Here is a 16,538-nt window from a genome sequence, read left to right on the forward strand (position 1 = left end):
TCAACAAGGCATAATCGCAGGCGAGGAAATCAGGAAATGTCGGGCCCGATCAGGCACATCGTGATGTGGCGGTTGCGCGGGGAAAGCCCCGAGGAGCGCTCCGCCGCCCGGGTCAAGGTCAAGACCTTGTTCGAAGGCCTCAAGGGCCGGATCGACGGCCTCACCCATATCGAGGTCGGCATGGACGTCAGCGCGGTCGACTACGCCTGCGACGTGGTGCTGTTCTCCGAATTCACCGACCAGGCCGCGCTTTCGGCCTATGCCAACCACCCGGAACATCTGCGGGTCCGCGAGGCGCTTGGCGACTTGCGGATCGGGCGCTTCCAGGTCGATTATCCCATCAAAGAGACCGGCGCATGATCGGTTCGTTCACCTTTGAAAACCTGCCCTGCCGCGTCGTCTTCGGCAGCGGAACGCTTGGCTCCGCCAAGGCCGAGGTCGAGCGGCTCGGCGGTAAGCGCGCGATGGTCCTGACGACACCGCAGCAGGAGGCGCAAGGCAAGAGCCTCGGTTCCGCGCTCGGCCCGCTCTATGCCGGCATCTTTCCCGGCGCCACCATGCACACGCCGGTCGACGTCACGGAGCGTGCCCTCGCGGCGATGAAGGCGTGCGAGGCCGACTGTGTCGTCTCGCTCGGCGGCGGCTCGACCACGGGCCTTGGCAAGGCGCTCGCCTTGCGCACCGGGATCAACCAGCTCTGCATTCCCACCACCTATGCCGGCTCGGAGATGACGCCGATCGTCGGCCAGACCGAGAACGGCCTGAAGACCACCGTGCGCGATGCGGCTATCCTGCCGGAGACCGTGATCTACGATGTCGATCTCACTTTGACGCTGCCGGCGGGTCTCGCCGCGACATCGGGCATCAACGCGATCGCCCATGCCGTCGAGGCCCTCTATGCGCGTGATGCCAATCCCGTGACCTCGCTGATGGCGGAAGAAGGCATCCGCGCACTGGCGCGCGCCCTGCCCGCCATCGCCGCCAAAAGCGATGACCGCGAAGCTCGCACCGAAGCGCTTTACGGCGCTTGGCTGTGCGGTGTTTGCCTGGGCACCGTCGGCATGGCGCTGCATCACAAGCTCTGCCACACGCTCGGCGGCACGTTCGATCTGCCGCATGCCGAGACCCACACCATCGTGCTGCCGCATGCGCTCGCCTACAACGCGCCGGCGGTGCCCGACGCCATGATACGCATCTCGCGCGCAATTGGCGCTACCGATGCATCGCAGGGACTTTTCGAACTTGCGAAGCGGCTGGGTGCGAAGACAGCGCTGCGCGATATCGGCATGCCCGAGAGCGGCATCGACAAGGCGGCTGATCTTGCCGTCACCAACGCCTACTGGAATCCGCGCCCGCTCGAGCGCGGCGCCATCCGCGACCTGATCGCGCGCGCCTGGGCCGGCGAGCCGCCCACCGCTGTCAAAACGGCGGCGTGAGACCATGCGGCGCACGCTGATCAGATCCGCGACCGTCATCAGCATGGATGACGCAATCGGCGACCTCGGCACCGGCGACGTGCTGGTCGAGGGCAACCGGATCGTCGAGGTGCGACCATCGATCGATGTCGCGGCCGACACAGAGATTGTCGACGGCAATGGGCGCATCGTCATCCCCGGCCTGATCAACGCGCATATGCACACCTGGCAGACGGGCCTGCGCGGCTATGCCGCGAACTGGACGCTGCTGGAATATTTCCGCCGCATGCATGCGGGCCTTGCGACCGTGTTCCGGCCCGAGGACATCCATATCGCAACCCTCGTCGGCGCGCTGAACCAGATCAATTGCGGCACCACCACGCTGGTCGACTGGTGCCACAACAATCCGACGCCTGATCATACCGACGCCGCCGTGCGCGGCCTGATCGAGAGCGGCATTCGCGCCGCGTTCTTCCATGGCTCGCCGAAGCCGGAGCCAAAGCCCGGCGAGCCGCATTTCTCGGAAGTGCCGCATCCGCGCCGCGAGGTGGAGCGGCTGCTCGCGGGTCCCCTCGCCGACCACGACGGCCTTGTCACGCTGGGCCTTGCTATCCTCGGCCCGCATTATTCGACCCTCGACGTCGCCATGCACGACTTCCGCATGGCGCGCGAGCTCAAGCTGATTGCATCGATGCATCAGGGGGGCGGTCCGGCCAAGACGCCCGGCGGTTGGGAGAAGCTGATCGAGGCCGGCCTCGTCGGTACCGGCATCAACATCGTCCATGGCAACGATTTGCCCGACAATCTCCTCGACATAATGGTCGATCTCGGCGTCTCCTTCTCGGTGACGCCCGAGAACGAGATGATCCAGGGCCACGGTTTTCCGATCACCGGGCGGCTGCTCAAGCGTGGTGTTCGGCCTACCATTGGGATCGATCTGGAATCCGTGTTGGCCGGCGATCTCTTCTCCGCGGCGCGCGTTGCGCTCTCGATGCAACGGGCGCTCGACAACGCGGAGTCCCGCAAGGCCAGCGGCGCCATTCCGGTGACGACCACGATCTCCGTTCGCGAAGCGCTGCGCTGGATCACGACGGAAGGCGCTCGCATGCTCGGTCGCGAAGACCAGATCGGCTCGCTGACACCCGGGAAACTTGCCGATCTCGTCATCATCAACGCCTCCGATCTCAACCTTGTCCCGGTGCACGATCCCGTCGCCACCGTCGTGATGCAGACGAGCCTCGTCAATATCGAGGCCGTCATGATCGGCGGCGCCTGGAAGAAGCGAAATGGCCAGTTGCTGGTTGACGGGTTGGGAACGAAGAAAGAGCTGCTGGCGCAATCCGGCCGGCGGCTGGTGCAGGACATTGAACGACAGGGACGCGCCGCCTGAAGGCGCCAACGGACAACAACAATGACAGACACCTCGAAAAACATCGCTTTCATCGGGATCGGCAAGATGGGTCTGCCGATGTCGGCGCTCGTCGCCAAGGCCGGTTTTGCCGTCACCGCATTCGACCAGAGCGCGGCACGGATCAACGAGGCACGCGCGCAAGGTATTGCGATTGCCGCATCGCCGGCCGAGGCCGTGAGCGGCAAGGCGGCTGTCGTCACCTCCCTGCCCGACGACGTCGCGTTGCGCGGCGCCCTGCTCGGCCCCACCGGCGTCATCGCCGCGATGGCGCCGGGCGCCAGTTTGATCGAAACCAGCACTGTCAGTGTCGAGGCTTCCACTGAAGTTGCCGCCGCGGCACACGCCCGCAGGATTGCCTATCTGCGCGCACCGGTCTCCGGCAATGCCAGCATCGTTCATACCGGCGCCTTGACCTGCTTCGTCTCGGGGCCGAATGAAGCCTTCGAAAATGCAAAACCGCTGTTCGCCACCTTCACCCGCGCGCAGACCTATCTCGGGCCGGCCGAGGAAGCACGCTACGCAAAGCTCTCGGTCAATCTGATGATCGCAGTGTCGGCCGCGATGATGGCCGAGAGCCTGGCGCTGGCGCGCAAGGGCGGCATCGCCTGGCAGGATATCTTGAAGGTGCTCGACGACAGCGCGGTTGCCTCGCCGATGGTGAAATACAAGACCGCGCCGCTACGAACCCGCGATTTCGAGTCGACCTTCTCCTGCAAGCAGATGGCCAAGGATCTCGACCTGATCCTGGGTGCCGGCCATGCCGTCGGCGTGCCGTTGCAGCTCGCGGCCCAAGTCCGCGAGACCTACGGCTCGCTGGTCGCGCAAGGCGACGGCGACACCGACTTCATCGCGACGGTCAAGCACCTGGAACGGCTGTCCGGGCTCGGCGAGCCTAAACTCTGATCGGCGGAAGGCACATATGCGCAATTTCAACGAGAACACGATCACCGACGCCGTGCTGGAGCGGATCAAGGACGCAACCGATCCGCGCATCAAGCAAGTCAGCGAAGCGCTGGTGCGGCACCTTCATGCCTTCGTCCGCGAGGTGCGGCCGACCCAGAAGGAATGGGAATTCGGCATCGATTTCCTGACCCGCACCGGGCACATGTGCGACGACAAGCGCCAGGAGTTCATCCTGCTGTCGGACACGCTCGGCGTCTCCATGCTGGTCGACGCGATCAACCATCCGGTGCCGGAGGGAGCGACCGAGACCACGGTGCTCGGCCCGTTCTTCGTCCAGGCCGCGCCGGAGAAGGACAGCGGCGCCGATATCTCCGGTCCGATGGAGGGCGATCCGATGCTGGTCACCGGCTCGGTGTCGACCGTCGACGGCAAACCGCTTGCGGGCGCCGTCGTCGATGTCTGGCACTCCGACGATGACGGCTATTACGACGTGCAGCAGCTCGACGACATCGGCGATCTCGCGATGCGCGCGCGCTTCCACACCGACGCCGACGGCAGATTCCATTTCTGGTCGATCAAGCCGGCCGCCTATCCCGTTCCGCATGACGGCCCGGTCGGCGAGATGCTGGAGGCGCAGGGCCGCCATCCCTGGCGCCCGGCGCACGTGCATTTCATGATTTCCGCGCCCGGCTTCGAGCAGCTTGTGACACACGTGTTCGTCGCCGGCGACCAGTATCTCGACTCGGACGTCGTGTTCGGCGTCAAAGACAGCCTGATCCGCGAATTCGCCAGGCATCCGGCCGGCCGTGCGCCGGATGGTCGCATGGTGGACAGCGAGTATTTCCATCTCAACTATGATTTCGGCCTGAAGCAGGTCGCGAGCAACGCAAGAGCCGCTTAAGCTAGAGCGGCGACGGACCAGCAAGAGTCCGGCAACAGGGAGCAGACGGGAGCTGAGGATGGGACCGCGGGTCAGCACGAGCATCTTGGCCGAGCGCCTCACGGGCATGATCGGCCCGCGCGCGAGCGTTGCGCGCGGCGTGCTCGATCAGCACGGGCAAAGCGAGTCGCATTATCGCAATTTGCCGCCTGACATCGTCGTCTTCCCTGAGACCACGCAGGAGGTCGCGGAGATCGTCAAGCTGTGCGCGAGCGCGGGCATGCCGATCGTCCCGTTCGGCGCCGGCACCTCGCTCGAAGGCAATGCGGCCTCGGTCGCGGGCGGCGTCTGCTTCGACTTCGCGCGCATGAACAAGGTGCTCACCGTGCACGACAGCGACATGGATGTCGTCGTGCAGCCCGGCATCACCCGCAAGCAGCTCAATGCGGAGCTGCGCAATACCGGCCTGTTCTTCCCGATCGACCCCGGCGCCGATGCCTCGATCGGCGGCATGACCTCCACGCGCGCCTCCGGCACTATGGCAGTGCGCTACGGCACGATGAAGGACAATGTCATGGCGCTGGAGGTGGTGCTGGCCGACGGCCGCGTGATCCGGACCGCGAAGCGTGCGCGGAAGTCGGCCGCCGGCTACGACCTGACGCGCATGTTCGTCGGCGCGGAGGGCACGCTCGGAATCATCACCGAGATCACGCTGAAGGTGCATCCGGTGCCCCAGGCGATCTCGGCCGCGGTCTGCAGCTTCGACACCCTGCACGACGCCGTCGATACCGCGATCTCCGTGATCCAGTCCGCGATCCCCGTGGCGCGCATCGAGCTGCTCGACGACGTCATGATGCGCGGCATCAATGCCTACGCCAAGCTCGGCTATCGCGAAGCGCCCACCCTGTTCTTCGAATTCCACGGCTCCGAGACCTCCGTCGCCGAGCAGGCCGAAGCCGCGCAGGCAATCGCCGACGACCATGGCGGCCACGGCTTTGCCTGGGCCAAGGCACCGGAAGACCGCAGCCGGCTCTGGCACGCCCGCGACAACACGCTCTACGCGGGCCTGGGCCTCCGGCCCGGCGCACGCGCCGTGATCACCGATGTCTGTGTGCCGATCTCGCGGCTGGCGGAATGCCTGACCGAGACGCGGCGCGACGCTGACGAGCACGGCTTTACCGCACCGATTGTTGGCCATGTCGGCGACGGCAATTTCCACATGCTGATCCTGATCGACCCGGCTCAGCCCGAGGAGACCGAGGGCGCCAAGGCGCTTCAGGCCCGCATGGTCGCCCGCGCCATCGCCATGGACGGAACCTGCACCGGCGAGCATGGCATCGGACTCGGCAAGATCGGCTATCTCACCGACGAGCTTGGCGAAGCCGTCGATGTGATGCGATCCATCAAGGCCGCGCTCGATCCGAATGGTCTGATGAACCCCGGAAAGATCTTTGCGAGCGGAGCCACGGCATGAGTGACAAGGCATGAGCGACGCGCTTCCGATCGAGGTCACCTCGCCCACCCCGCTGCTGGAACTGCGCGGCATCAGCAAGGAGTTTCCCGGCGTCAAGGCGCTGGATGACGTGTCCTTTGCCGTCTACCCCGGCGAAGTCCACATGCTGCTCGGGGAGAACGGCGCCGGCAAGTCGAGCCTGATGAAGGTGCTGTGCGGTGCCTACCGCGCCGACGCCGGCGAGTTCTATTATGAGGGCAAGAAGGTCGCGATCTCCTCGACCGCGGATGCGCAGAAGCTCGGCATTGCCGTGATCTTCCAGGAATTCTCGCTGGTCCCCTATCTCGATATCGCACAGAACATCTTCCTCGGCCGCGAGCCGAAAGGCCACATCCCCGGCACCATCGACCGCCGCAAGATCCTGGCTGACGCAAAGCGCGTGCTCGATACCATCGGCTTCGACATCGATCCCTCCACCATTGTCGACAAGCTTGGCGTTGCGCAGCAGCAGATGGTCGAGATCGCAAAAGCGATCAGCCAGAACGCCCGCATCCTCGTGATGGACGAGCCGACCGCGGCGCTGTCCGACCGCGAGACGGAGCTGCTGTTTGCCCTGATCGCACGGCTGAAGGCCGACGGCGTGTCGATCGTCTACATCTCGCACCGCATGGCCGAAGTGTTCGCACTCGGCGATCGTATCACGGTACTGCGCGACGGCCGGCGCATCGACGGCGTCCGGCCCGCCGACGTCACGCCGGACCAGCTCGTCCGCATGATGGTCGGCCGCAACGTCGACATGACCTATCCGCGCAATTTTGCCGACAAGCCCGGTGAGCTGCTGCTCGAGGTCAAGGGCCTGACCGCCTCGACCGGCATCTCCGACATCAACATCGAGGTGCGACGGGGCGAGATCGTCGGCCTGTGTGGCCTCGTCGGCTCCGGCCGCAGCGAAGTCGCGCGCGCCATCTTCGGCGCCGATCCCGTCAGCGCCGGCGAGATCATCTTCGACGGCAAGACCATCTCCGGCGAGCCGGACCTTGCCGCCCGCCGCGGCATCGCGCTGATCCCAGAGAGCCGCAAGAGCGAAGGTCTCGCGCTGCTGCGCTCGGTGAGCGACAATCTGGTGGTGTCGGCGCTGCGAAAGCTGTTCCCGAGCGGCCTGTTCGACCAGCGCGGTGCGCAGCGCACCTCCGATGCCCTGATCCGGCAATTGAGGATCGCGACGCCCAGCGCCCGTCAGACCGTCGGCCTGCTCTCCGGCGGCAACCAGCAGAAGGTCGTGATCGGCAAATGGCTGGCGGCCGGCTCAAAGCTCTTCATCTTCGACGAGCCGACGCGCGGCATCGACATCGGCGCCAAGTCCGAGATTTTTGCGCTGATCGACCGCCTGGTCGCGGAAGGCGCGGCGGCACTGATGATCTCGTCCGAGCAGGTCGAGATCTGCCATGTCTGCGACCGCGCCTATGTGATGCGCGAGGGGCGCATCGCCGGCCACCTGAACCGCAACGAACTGACCGAGGAGAACATCGTGCGACTGGGGATGCATCATGCGTGAGGCCGCGGTCGTTTCACAGCCCAATCCGTTGCAACGCATTCCCGGCGTTGCCATCGTGCTGGTGCTCCTGATCACGTTGTTCAGCGTGATCGCGCCCGGCTTCCTGTCGGTCGCCAACCTCTCCAACGTGCTGGTGCAGTCGACCATCCTGACCATGCTAGCCCTGCCGATGACCTTGATCATCATGACGGAGGGCCTGGACCTGTCGATGGGCGCGGTGCTGACCCTCACATCCCTCTGCGTCGCGATCGTGTCGCTCGCGACCAAATCGATGCTGCTCGGTTTAGGCGCCGGCCTGCTGGTCGGCACGGCCTTCGGCTTCGCCAACGGCTGGCTGGTGGCGATCCTCGGCATTCCGCCCTTCGTTGCGACGCTCGGTACGCTCGGCATGGCGCAGGGCCTGTCGCTGATCGTCAGCGACGGCCAGAGCGTGGTCGGCATCCCCCACAGCGTCCGCGACATCTATTCGGCGACGCTGTTCGGCATTCCCGTGCCGATCGTGATGGCACTCGTGACTTACGCCGCGTTTCACGGCCTGCTCTATCATACCCGCTTCGGCACCTACATTTTCGCACTCGGCGGCAACCGCGAGGCGCTGCGCTATGCCGGCCTCTCGCCGAACCGTCTGCTGATCGCGGTCTACGCGATCGGCGGCGCCATGGCGGGCATCGCGGGCCTGTTGATGACCGCGCGGATGAATTCCGGCCACCCCACCGCCGGCCTCGGACTTGAATTCGATGCCATCGCCGCCGTCGCGGTCGGCGGCACCTCGTTCGAGCGCGGCAATGGCTGGCTGCTCGGTACCCTGCTCGGCGTCCTCTCGGTCGGCGTGTTGCGCAACGGGTTGAACCTGATCTCGCTGCCGTCCTCGGTGCAGGTCGCAAGCGTCGGCGTCCTCGTCATCGTCGCGCTGTTCCTCGATGGTCTCAGGAGCCGGGCATGACCGACATCACCAAAGAGGCGATCATGCCGCCCCGTTCATTCCTGTCGCAGGATGCGATCCAGGTGTTCTATCGCCTGCTCGCGGCCCTCTTGATCTGCGCGGTGCTCGCCGTGCTCAGCGATTCCTTCCTCAGCCTCGGCAACATCCTCAACGTCCTCCGGCAGGCGAGCCTGACCTTCTTCATCGCCTCCGGCCTGACGCTGGTGGTGCTGACGGCCGGCCTTGATCTCTCCGTCGGCGCCAATGTTGCGCTGTCGGCCTGCATCGCCGGGACCGTGATCCACAAGACCGGTTCGCCCGCGCTCGGCATCCTCACCGGGCTTGCCTGCGGCGGCATCGTTGGCCTGCTCAACGGCATCATGGTCACCGCGCTACGCATCCCCTCCTTCATCGCCACCTATGGCATGCTCTGGGTGCTGAACGGCCTCACCTATTGGTACATGGCGGGCGAGACCCTTCACGGCTTCCCCGCGGGCTTCCGCCAGATCGGCAGTGGCTATCTGTTCGGCCTTCCCATCCCGATCTATCTGCTGCTGGTGTTCCTCGGGATCGGGACGCTGTTTGCGCAGCGCACGATCTGGGGCCAGGAGATCTATGCGATCGGCGCCAATCCGGTCGCAGCGCGGCTATCAGGCATTCCCGTCGCGCGCCGCTTACTGCTGGTCTACGCGGTATCAGGCACCATGGCGGGACTTGCCTCGATCATCTTCCTGTCGCGGCTCAATTCGGCCGAGGCCGACATCGGCGAAAGCCTGACGCTGCCGGCGATCGCGGCCGTGCTGATCGGCGGCACCTCGCTGTTCGGCGGCGTCGGCACCGTGTTCGGCACCTTCATTGGCGCGCTGATCCTGACGCTGGTGCTGAACGGCATGAACCTGCTCTCGGTCAGCGCCAACTGGCAGCCGCTGGTCACCGGCATCATCGTCATTCTCGCGGTCTGGCTCGACATGAAGACCCGCCGCCGCGCGCAATGAGTTCTAGAGTTCCAACAAGCAAAATGAGGGATGGAGGCAACATGAAACAGAAACTGGCTTACCTTGCGCTGCCGCTGCTGATGGCGGCCGCGTTCACCACCGAGGCGCGCGCCGACGGCGAGACCATCGCCGTCTTCACCAAGAACCAGACCAACCCGTTCTTCCAGACGGTGCGGGTCGGCGCCGACAACATGGCAAAGACGCTGAATGCAAAGACGCTTCAGTACATCCCGACCAAGCCGGATTCGATCCCGGAGCAGCTGAGCCAGATCGAGGACGTCGTGGTGAAGAAGCCGAGCGCGATCGTCTTCACGCCGGTCGACTACAAGGCGATGGTGCCTGGTGTCGAGAAGATCAACGAAGCCAAGATCCCCGTCGTCAACATCACCGACCGCTCTGCCGGCGGCAAGTTCCTCTCCTTCGTCGGCGCCGACGATTACAGCCTTGGCCTGGAGACAGCGCGCTACCTGCTCAAGACGCTGGGCGGCAAGGGCAACATCGTCATCATCGAGGGCGTCAAGGGCTCGCTGACCAATGTCGACCGCGTCCGCGGCTTCAACGACGCGCTGAAGGAGACCCCCGGCGCAAAGCTGCTGGCGTCGCAGCCCGGCAACTATCAGCGGCTGCAGGCGCTCCAGGTCATGGAAAACCTGATGCAGTCGAACTCGCAGATCGACGGCGTGTTAGCGGCCAACGACGCCATGGCGGTCGGCGCGATCGAGGCCCTCGACGGCGCCAACCGCAAGGCCCAGGTGATCGGCATCAACGGCACCAAGGAGGCGATCGACGCGATCAAGTCCGGCAAGCTGCTCGCGAGCGGCGACTACAACGGATTTGCGCAAGGCTGCCTCGGCACCATGATGGCGATCCGGTCCCTGCGCAATCAGCCGGTCATCAGCGAGATCGTGCTGAAGCCGACCGTCATCACCAAGGACAATTTTGGGCCCTTCGACGTGCCGCTGGAGCAGCGGACCTGCCCGACCTTCGAAGATGCCGGCAAGCTCAGCGCGAAGTAGTCGCATTCACGACAATCTCGGACGGCCGTCGCGGCGGCCGTCCCAAGAACCGAGCTAAGAAACGGAGACCACCATGCTGTTCGCCATTCATGCCGTCGACCGCGCCGGCGCGCTGCCGACCCGGCTCGCCAATTACGATGCCCACAAGGCGTTCCTGAGCGACACCTCGCGCTTCGGCGTCAAGATCGTGATGTCGGGGCCGCTCGTCTCCGACGATGGTCAAACCATGATCGGCAGCCTGTTCCTGATCGAGGCGCCCGGCCGTGACGACGTCGAGGCCTTCAACCGCGCCGACCCCTTTGCCGCGGCCGGCATCTGGGAAAAGGTGACGATCACGGGCTTCCTGCGCCGGCAGGGTTGAGGCCGGCCAAATCAAAAATGCGAAAACAACCCCATGCACAGTAGAATGGGGTTGTTTTTGCTGACGAATTTCCGGCGCGAATCTCCCCCTTCAGCCGCTCGTCGCCACAGCTCCGTCTTCGAGATGGCAGGCCACCCACTGCTCGGTCCCAGTTGCGCGAAGCACCGGCTCTTCGACCCGGCAGCGATCGAACACCAACGGACAGCGGGTGTGGAAGCGGCATCCCTTCGGCGGATTGATCGGGCTCGGCACGTCGCCCTTGAGGATGATCGGATTGCGCTGGGCGCCGGGCTCGGGCAGCGGCACCGCGGAGAGCAGCGCTCTGGTGTAGGGATGCCTTGGCGCGGCAAAGATCTCTCGGCGCGGCGCTATCTCGACGATCTTACCGAGATACATGACGGCCACGCGGTGGGTCATGTGCTCGACGATCGCGAGGTCGTGGCTGATGAACAGCAACGCGAGGCCAAACTCGCTCTGGAGATCCTGCAGCAAATTGACGATCTGCGCCTTGACCGAGACGTCGAGCGCTGAGACCGCCTCGTCGCACACAATCAGTTCGGGCTCGGCCGCGAGCGCGCGGGCAATGCCGATGCGCTGGCGCTGGCCGCCGGAGAATTCGTGCGGCCTGCGGTTCAGCGCCTCGCGCGGCAGGCGCACGGTGTCCATCAGGGAGGTGACGCGGACCTCGAGATCTTCGGCGGATTTGGCGAGGCCGAAATTCCGGATTGGCTCGGCCAGGATGTCACGCACCCGCATGCGCGGATTGAGGCTGGAGAACGGATCCTGGAACACCACCTGCACGCGCCGGCGCATCTGGCGCATCGTGCCCGGATGTGCGTCATCGATCCGCTGGCCATCAAGGATGACCTGGCCTGCGGTGATGTCGAACAGCCGCAAGATGGCGCGCCCGACCGTCGACTTGCCGCAGCCGGACTCTCCGACCAGCGAGAGCGTCTCACCGCGCGCGATCTCGAAGGAGACGCCGTCGACCGCATAGACGAATTCGGACTTGCGGCCGAACAGGCCGGACTTGACCGGAAAGTGCTTCTTGAGGTCGTTGACCTGGAGCAGCGGAGGGCTCATGCCGCGACAGCTCCCTTGGCCGCATAGTGGCAGGCGGCGACGTGACGAGGGCCCTTCTCTTCGAGCCCCGGCGCATATTGACGACAGAGATCGGTCGCAAGCGCGCAGCGGCCGGCAAAGACGCAGCCGGTGATCGGCTTTCTGAGATCGGGCACCTGCCCGGGAATTTCGGCGAGGCGTCTTGCCGTGCCAGTGAGCGACGAGCCAAGCCGCGGCACCGCGCCAAGCAGGCCCTGCGTATAGGGATGACGCGGCGAGCGGAACAGTTCCGCAACCGGTGCCTCCTCGACCTTGCGTCCGGCATACATCACCATGACGCGCTCGGCGATCTCGGCGACGACGCCGAGGTCGTGGGTGATCAGGATGATGGCCGCGCCGACCCGTCGCTTGAGGTCCAGCATCAGCTTCAGGATCTGCGCCTGGATCGTCACGTCGAGAGCGGTGGTCGGCTCGTCGGCAATGAGAAGCTTGGGATTGCAGGCCAGCGCAATGGCGATCATCACGCGCTGGCGCATGCCGCCGGAGAGCTGGTGCGGATATTCGCGCACGCGGCGTTTCGGCTCGGGGATGCCGACCAGCGTCAGCATCTCGACCGCATGTGCCTCGGCGGCCTGCTTGTCGAGGCCCTGATGGATCATCAGCGTCTCGCGGATCTGGCGGCCGACGGTCAGCACCGGATTGAGGCTGGTCATCGGCTCCTGAAAGATCATCGAGATGTCGTTGCCGCGGATCGCGCGCATCTCGCGATCGGAGAGTTGCAGCAGGTCTCTCCCTGCAAAGCGGATCGCACCTGCGATCCTGCCCGGCGGCTCCGGGATCAGCCGCATCAGCGACATCGATGTCACCGACTTGCCGCAGCCGGATTCACCGACGATAGCCAGCGTCTCGCCCTCGTTGACATGGAAAGACACCCCGTCCACCGCGCGGTTGATGCCGCCGGGGGTGCGGAAATGAGTCTGGAGGTTATCGACTTCGAGCAGCGCCATCGCGATCAACCCCGGTCAGAGACGCTTGGCCATGCGCGGATCGAGCGCATCGCGAAGGCCGTCGCCGAGCAAATTCACCGCGAGCACGGTGACGGACAAGAAGGCCGCCGGAAAAAACACGATGTAGGGCTTGACCTGCCACAGCGCGCGGCCCTCGGCCATGATGTTGCCCCAGGACGGAATGGTCGGCGGCGTGCCGGCGCCAATGAAGGACAGGATCGCCTCGGTGATCATGGCACTGGCGCAAATGTAGGTCGCCTGCACCAGCATCGGCGCGAGCGTATTGGGCAGGATGTGGCGGAGGATGATCATCGGCGTGCGCGTGCCGCAGGCGACCGCGGCATCCACATAGGGCTGCTCGCGCAGCGACAGCACCACGCTGCGCACGAGCCGCGAAACGCGCGGGATCTCGGCAACGGTGATGGCGAGGATGACGTTGCCGACGCTGCCGCGCGTCAGCGCCATCAGCGCGATCGCCAGCAGGATCGGCGGAATCGACATCAACCCGTCCATGAAGCGCATCAGGATGCCGTCGGCCCAGCGGATGAAGCCGGAAACCATGCCGATGGCAAGGCCGGCCACGGATGCGAAGATCGCGACCGACAGGCCGACCGTGAGCGAGACCCGCGCACCGAACAGCACGCGCGAGTAGATGTCGCGGCCGAGCACGTCGGTGCCGAACCAGAAATCGGCCGACGGCGCCCGGGTCCGCTTGGCGGGAGCGAGCGCGGTCGGGTCGACCGTCCAGAGATAGGGCGCAAAGATCGCGATCAGGACGAGCGCCAGCAGCAGCGCGCCACCGATCGCGACCGTCGGATGGCCGCGCAAGAACCCAATGAAGCCGCGCCGGATCGTGACCGGCCGCAGGATTTCAGGCAGTTGTGGCGCAAGGACAAGGCCGGCCGGGAGCGCTTGCGGATTGACGGTCGTGTCGGTCAATAGCGGATCCTCGGGTCAACGAGTGTATAAATGACGTCGATCATCAGATTGACGAGGACGTAGACGAAGCTGAACAGCAGGACGATGCCCTGGATGACCGGATAATCGCGGCGCAGGATGGCGTCGATCGTGAGCCGGCCGAGGCCGGGAATCGCGAACACGCTCTCGGTCACCACCGCGCCGCCGATCAGCAGCGCGATGCCGATCCCGATCACGGTGACGATCGGTACCGCCGCGTTCTTCAGCGCGTGAATGAACAGGATGCCGCCCTGCCCGAGCCCCTTGGCGCGCGCGGTGCGGATATAATCCTGCTGCAGGACTTCGAGCATGGCGGCGCGCGTGATTCGCGCGACCAGGGCGATGTAGACGCAGCCTAGCGCGATCGCGGGCAGGATCAAGTTCTCGAGCCACGGCCAGAAGCCTTGCGTGAGCGGCGTATAGCCCTGCACCGGCAGCCATTCGAGCTCGAGCGCGAAGATGTAGGCGAGGATGTAGCCGACCACGAAGACGGGCAGCGAGAATCCGAACACGGCAAAGCCCATGATGACGCGGTCGATCAGGCTGCCGGCCTTCCAGGCCGCCACCACGCCGAGCGGCACTGCCACCACGATCGTGAGCAGCAGCGTGACGATCATCAGCGACAGCGTCGGTCCGAGGCGCTGTCCGATCATCGCCGAGACCGGCAGATTGGTGAAGATCGACGTGCCGAGATCGCCGTGCAGGATGCGCCAGACCCAGCCTCCGAACTGGACCAGGAAGGGACGATCGAGACCGAGGCTCTGGCGGATGCGCTCCACATCCTCCGGACTCGCCTGGTCGCCCGCGATCACCACGGCGGGATCACCCGGCGCAATGTAGAGCAGGCTGAACACGAACAGCGCGACGATTGCCATGACCGGCAGGGTCGCGACGATGCGACGGAGGATGTAGGAGAGCATCTGGCCTCAACGCACGATCATGCAGACTTCGACACGCCCCAGAAGAACGGCAGCGGCCCCTTGGTGATGCCGGAGACGTTCTTGCGCCAGGCCGTGTAGGTCAGGAAGAAGCCGGTCGGCGCATAGACGACATCCTCGAGCGCCGCCTTGTTGACCCGCCCGATCGCCGCCTTCTCTTCCTCGAGATTCTTGGCGTCGAACCAGGTCGTGATCTCCTTCTCGGTATTCGGACTATTGGGCCAGCCGAACCAGGCCTTTTCGCCATTGGCGCGGATGGCGGTGTAGGCGGCGGGCGTGATGCAGTCGGCGCCGGCATGCCAGCTGTGGAACATGTTCCAACCGCCCTGCCCGGGCGGGGTCTTCTGCGCCCGGCGGGAGCCGACCGTGCCCCAATCGGTCGCGACGAAGTCGACATTCATACCGAGCCGCTTCAAGAGATCCGCGGTGACGTCGCCTTGCGCCTTCGTGATCGGCTGATCCTGCGCCACCAGACAAGTCACCGGCTGGCCGGAATAGCCGCTTTCGGCCAGCAGCTTCTTGGCCGCGTCGAAATCGCGCTTGCCCTTCAGGATCTCGCCGCCCAACTCGCTGTAGAGCGGCGTATCCGGCGTGAAGAAGCCGGGCAGCGATTTCCACAATGCGTTGTCGTCGCCGACGATCGCGCGCATATAATCTTCCTGGCTGAGCGCCATCAGCACCGCGCGCCGCGCCCGCACGTCGTTGAACGGCGCGAACAGATGGTTCATTCGGAACGAGCCGATATTGCCGAGCGGATCGCCGATGTCGACGCTGATGTTCTTGTTCTTCTTCAGCACGGGTACGAGATCGGCGATCGGATTCTCCCACCAATCGACCTCACCGTTCTGCAATGCGGCCGCCGCGGTGGCCGGATCCGGCATCACGATCCATTCCACGCGATCGACCAGGATCTGCTTGCCGCCGGCAAGCCAGGAGGCCTTCTCCTGCCGCGGCACGTAGTCTGCGAATTTCTCGAACACGGCCTTGGCGCCGGGGACCCATTCGCCCTTGGCGAATTTCATCGGACCCGAGCCGACATAATCCGTGATCTGCTTAAAGGGATCGGTCTTGGCGATGCGCTCGGGCATGATGAAGGAGCACGGCGCGTTGTTCTTGGCGAGCGCGTAGAGCATTTTCGGGAAGGGCTGTTTCAAGACCCATTTGAAGGTACGGTCGTCGACGGCGGTCAATTCCTGCTGGATCGCAATGATCATCAGGCCCATCGGATCGCGCGCAGCCCAGCGCGACAGGCTCGCAACGACGTCCTTGGCCAGCACCGGCTCGCCGTCATGGAACTTGAGGCCCGGCCGCAATTTGAACGTCCAAATCTTGCCGTCGTCGGAAGTCTCCTCGGACTCGACCATCTGCCGCTGCGGCTGCAGCTGCGCGTCGATGCCGTAAAGCGTGTCCCAGACCAGCGCGGCGGCATTGCGCACGACATATTGCGTGCCCCAGATCGGATCGAAATTGGCGAGATTGGCCTGCGGCACGAAGCGGAGGGTGCGGGCTGATGCGCCTTGCGCGATCGCGGGGGCCGAGAGGCCCGTCAATGCCAGACCGCCCGCGCCAGCCAGTCCCTTCAATACGGTCCTGCGATCCATGAAGTCCTCCCAGTAATGCCGTGATGCCGGCCATCGTTGGCCAAGAGCAGGTGAAACCAGAA

16 protein-coding genes are annotated in these 16,538 nt (G+C 65.0%); 11 read left to right on the forward strand and 5 right to left on the reverse strand.

Going from position 1 to position 16,538, the window contains the following annotated elements; all coding sequences use genetic code 11:
* Positions 1-36: 36 nt before the first annotated feature.
* From GA0061098_RS01670 to GA0061098_RS01720, 11 genes are all read left to right on the forward strand, one after another.
* On the forward strand, positions 37-360 hold the full coding sequence (locus GA0061098_RS01670; RefSeq protein WP_038947956.1) for a Dabb family protein: 324 nt from the start codon (positions 37-39) through the stop codon (positions 358-360).
* Positions 357-1,436 carry a maleylacetate reductase gene (locus GA0061098_RS01675; protein WP_091952715.1) on the forward strand — a complete coding sequence of 360 codons (1,080 nt, stop codon included), beginning with the start codon at positions 357-359 and terminating at the stop codon, positions 1,434-1,436. The genes GA0061098_RS01670 and GA0061098_RS01675 overlap by 4 nt, the downstream gene beginning before the upstream one ends.
* Positions 1,437-1,440: 4 nt before the next feature.
* Positions 1,441-2,805: an amidohydrolase family protein gene (locus GA0061098_RS01680; protein ID WP_091952718.1), complete on the forward strand. Its 1,365-nt coding sequence runs from the start codon at positions 1,441-1,443 to the stop codon at positions 2,803-2,805.
* A gap of 21 nt (positions 2,806-2,826) precedes the next feature.
* Positions 2,827-3,729: an NAD(P)-dependent oxidoreductase gene (locus GA0061098_RS01685; protein WP_091952720.1), complete on the forward strand. Its 903-nt coding sequence runs from the start codon at positions 2,827-2,829 to the stop codon at positions 3,727-3,729.
* 16 nt (positions 3,730-3,745) lie between these two features.
* Entirely contained in the window at positions 3,746-4,630 is an 885-nt protein-coding gene (locus GA0061098_RS01690; protein ID WP_091952722.1) for an intradiol ring-cleavage dioxygenase, read from the forward strand.
* Positions 4,631-4,688: 58 nt separating this feature from the next.
* Positions 4,689-6,083: an FAD-linked oxidase C-terminal domain-containing protein gene (locus tag GA0061098_RS01695; protein WP_091952724.1), complete on the forward strand. Its 1,395-nt coding sequence runs from the start codon at positions 4,689-4,691 to the stop codon at positions 6,081-6,083.
* Between the two features lie 10 nt (positions 6,084-6,093).
* The gene (locus tag GA0061098_RS01700; protein ID WP_091952726.1) at positions 6,094-7,617 is read left to right on the forward strand and encodes a sugar ABC transporter ATP-binding protein; all 1,524 of its coding nucleotides are present in this window, start codon (positions 6,094-6,096) and stop codon (positions 7,615-7,617) included.
* The gene (locus tag GA0061098_RS01705) at positions 7,610-8,560 is read left to right on the forward strand and encodes an ABC transporter permease (RefSeq protein WP_091952727.1); all 951 of its coding nucleotides are present in this window, start codon (positions 7,610-7,612) and stop codon (positions 8,558-8,560) included. The genes GA0061098_RS01700 and GA0061098_RS01705 overlap by 8 nt, the downstream gene beginning before the upstream one ends.
* Positions 8,557-9,534 carry an ABC transporter permease gene (locus GA0061098_RS01710; protein ID WP_091952728.1) on the forward strand — a complete coding sequence of 326 codons (978 nt, stop codon included), beginning with the start codon at positions 8,557-8,559 and terminating at the stop codon, positions 9,532-9,534. The genes GA0061098_RS01705 and GA0061098_RS01710 overlap by 4 nt, the downstream gene beginning before the upstream one ends.
* Before the next feature lie 41 nt (positions 9,535-9,575).
* Positions 9,576-10,550: a sugar ABC transporter substrate-binding protein gene (locus tag GA0061098_RS01715; RefSeq protein ID WP_165637094.1), complete on the forward strand. Its 975-nt coding sequence runs from the start codon at positions 9,576-9,578 to the stop codon at positions 10,548-10,550.
* A 73-nt stretch (positions 10,551-10,623) separates the two neighbouring features.
* Positions 10,624-10,911, forward strand: a complete 288-nt coding sequence (locus GA0061098_RS01720; RefSeq protein ID WP_091952730.1) for a YciI family protein — start codon at positions 10,624-10,626, stop codon at positions 10,909-10,911.
* A gap of 90 nt (positions 10,912-11,001) precedes the next feature.
* On the opposite strand, the gene GA0061098_RS01725 is transcribed toward GA0061098_RS01720, so the two are convergent.
* From GA0061098_RS01725 to GA0061098_RS01745, 5 genes are read right to left on the reverse strand one after another with little or no spacing between them, the layout of a single operon-like run.
* Positions 11,002-11,994, reverse strand: coding sequence for an ABC transporter ATP-binding protein (locus GA0061098_RS01725; RefSeq protein WP_091952731.1), 993 nt, complete (start codon positions 11,992-11,994; stop codon positions 11,002-11,004).
* Positions 11,991-12,980, reverse strand: coding sequence for an ABC transporter ATP-binding protein (locus tag GA0061098_RS01730; RefSeq protein WP_091952732.1), 990 nt, complete (start codon positions 12,978-12,980; stop codon positions 11,991-11,993). Before GA0061098_RS01730 ends, GA0061098_RS01725 begins: the two co-directional genes overlap by 4 nt.
* Before the next feature lie 15 nt (positions 12,981-12,995).
* Positions 12,996-13,919: an ABC transporter permease gene (locus GA0061098_RS01735; protein WP_091952733.1), complete on the reverse strand. Its 924-nt coding sequence runs from the start codon at positions 13,917-13,919 to the stop codon at positions 12,996-12,998.
* Positions 13,916-14,857, reverse strand: a complete 942-nt coding sequence (locus GA0061098_RS01740) for an ABC transporter permease (protein ID WP_091952736.1) — start codon at positions 14,855-14,857, stop codon at positions 13,916-13,918. Before GA0061098_RS01740 ends, GA0061098_RS01735 begins: the two co-directional genes overlap by 4 nt.
* A 17-nt stretch (positions 14,858-14,874) precedes the next feature.
* The gene (locus GA0061098_RS01745) at positions 14,875-16,476 is read right to left on the reverse strand and encodes an ABC transporter substrate-binding protein (RefSeq protein WP_091952738.1); all 1,602 of its coding nucleotides are present in this window, start codon (positions 16,474-16,476) and stop codon (positions 14,875-14,877) included.
* Positions 16,477-16,538 lie beyond the last annotated feature (62 nt).

The organism is Bradyrhizobium shewense, assembly GCF_900094605.1.
GTDB lineage: Bacteria > Pseudomonadota > Alphaproteobacteria > Rhizobiales > Xanthobacteraceae > Bradyrhizobium > Bradyrhizobium shewense.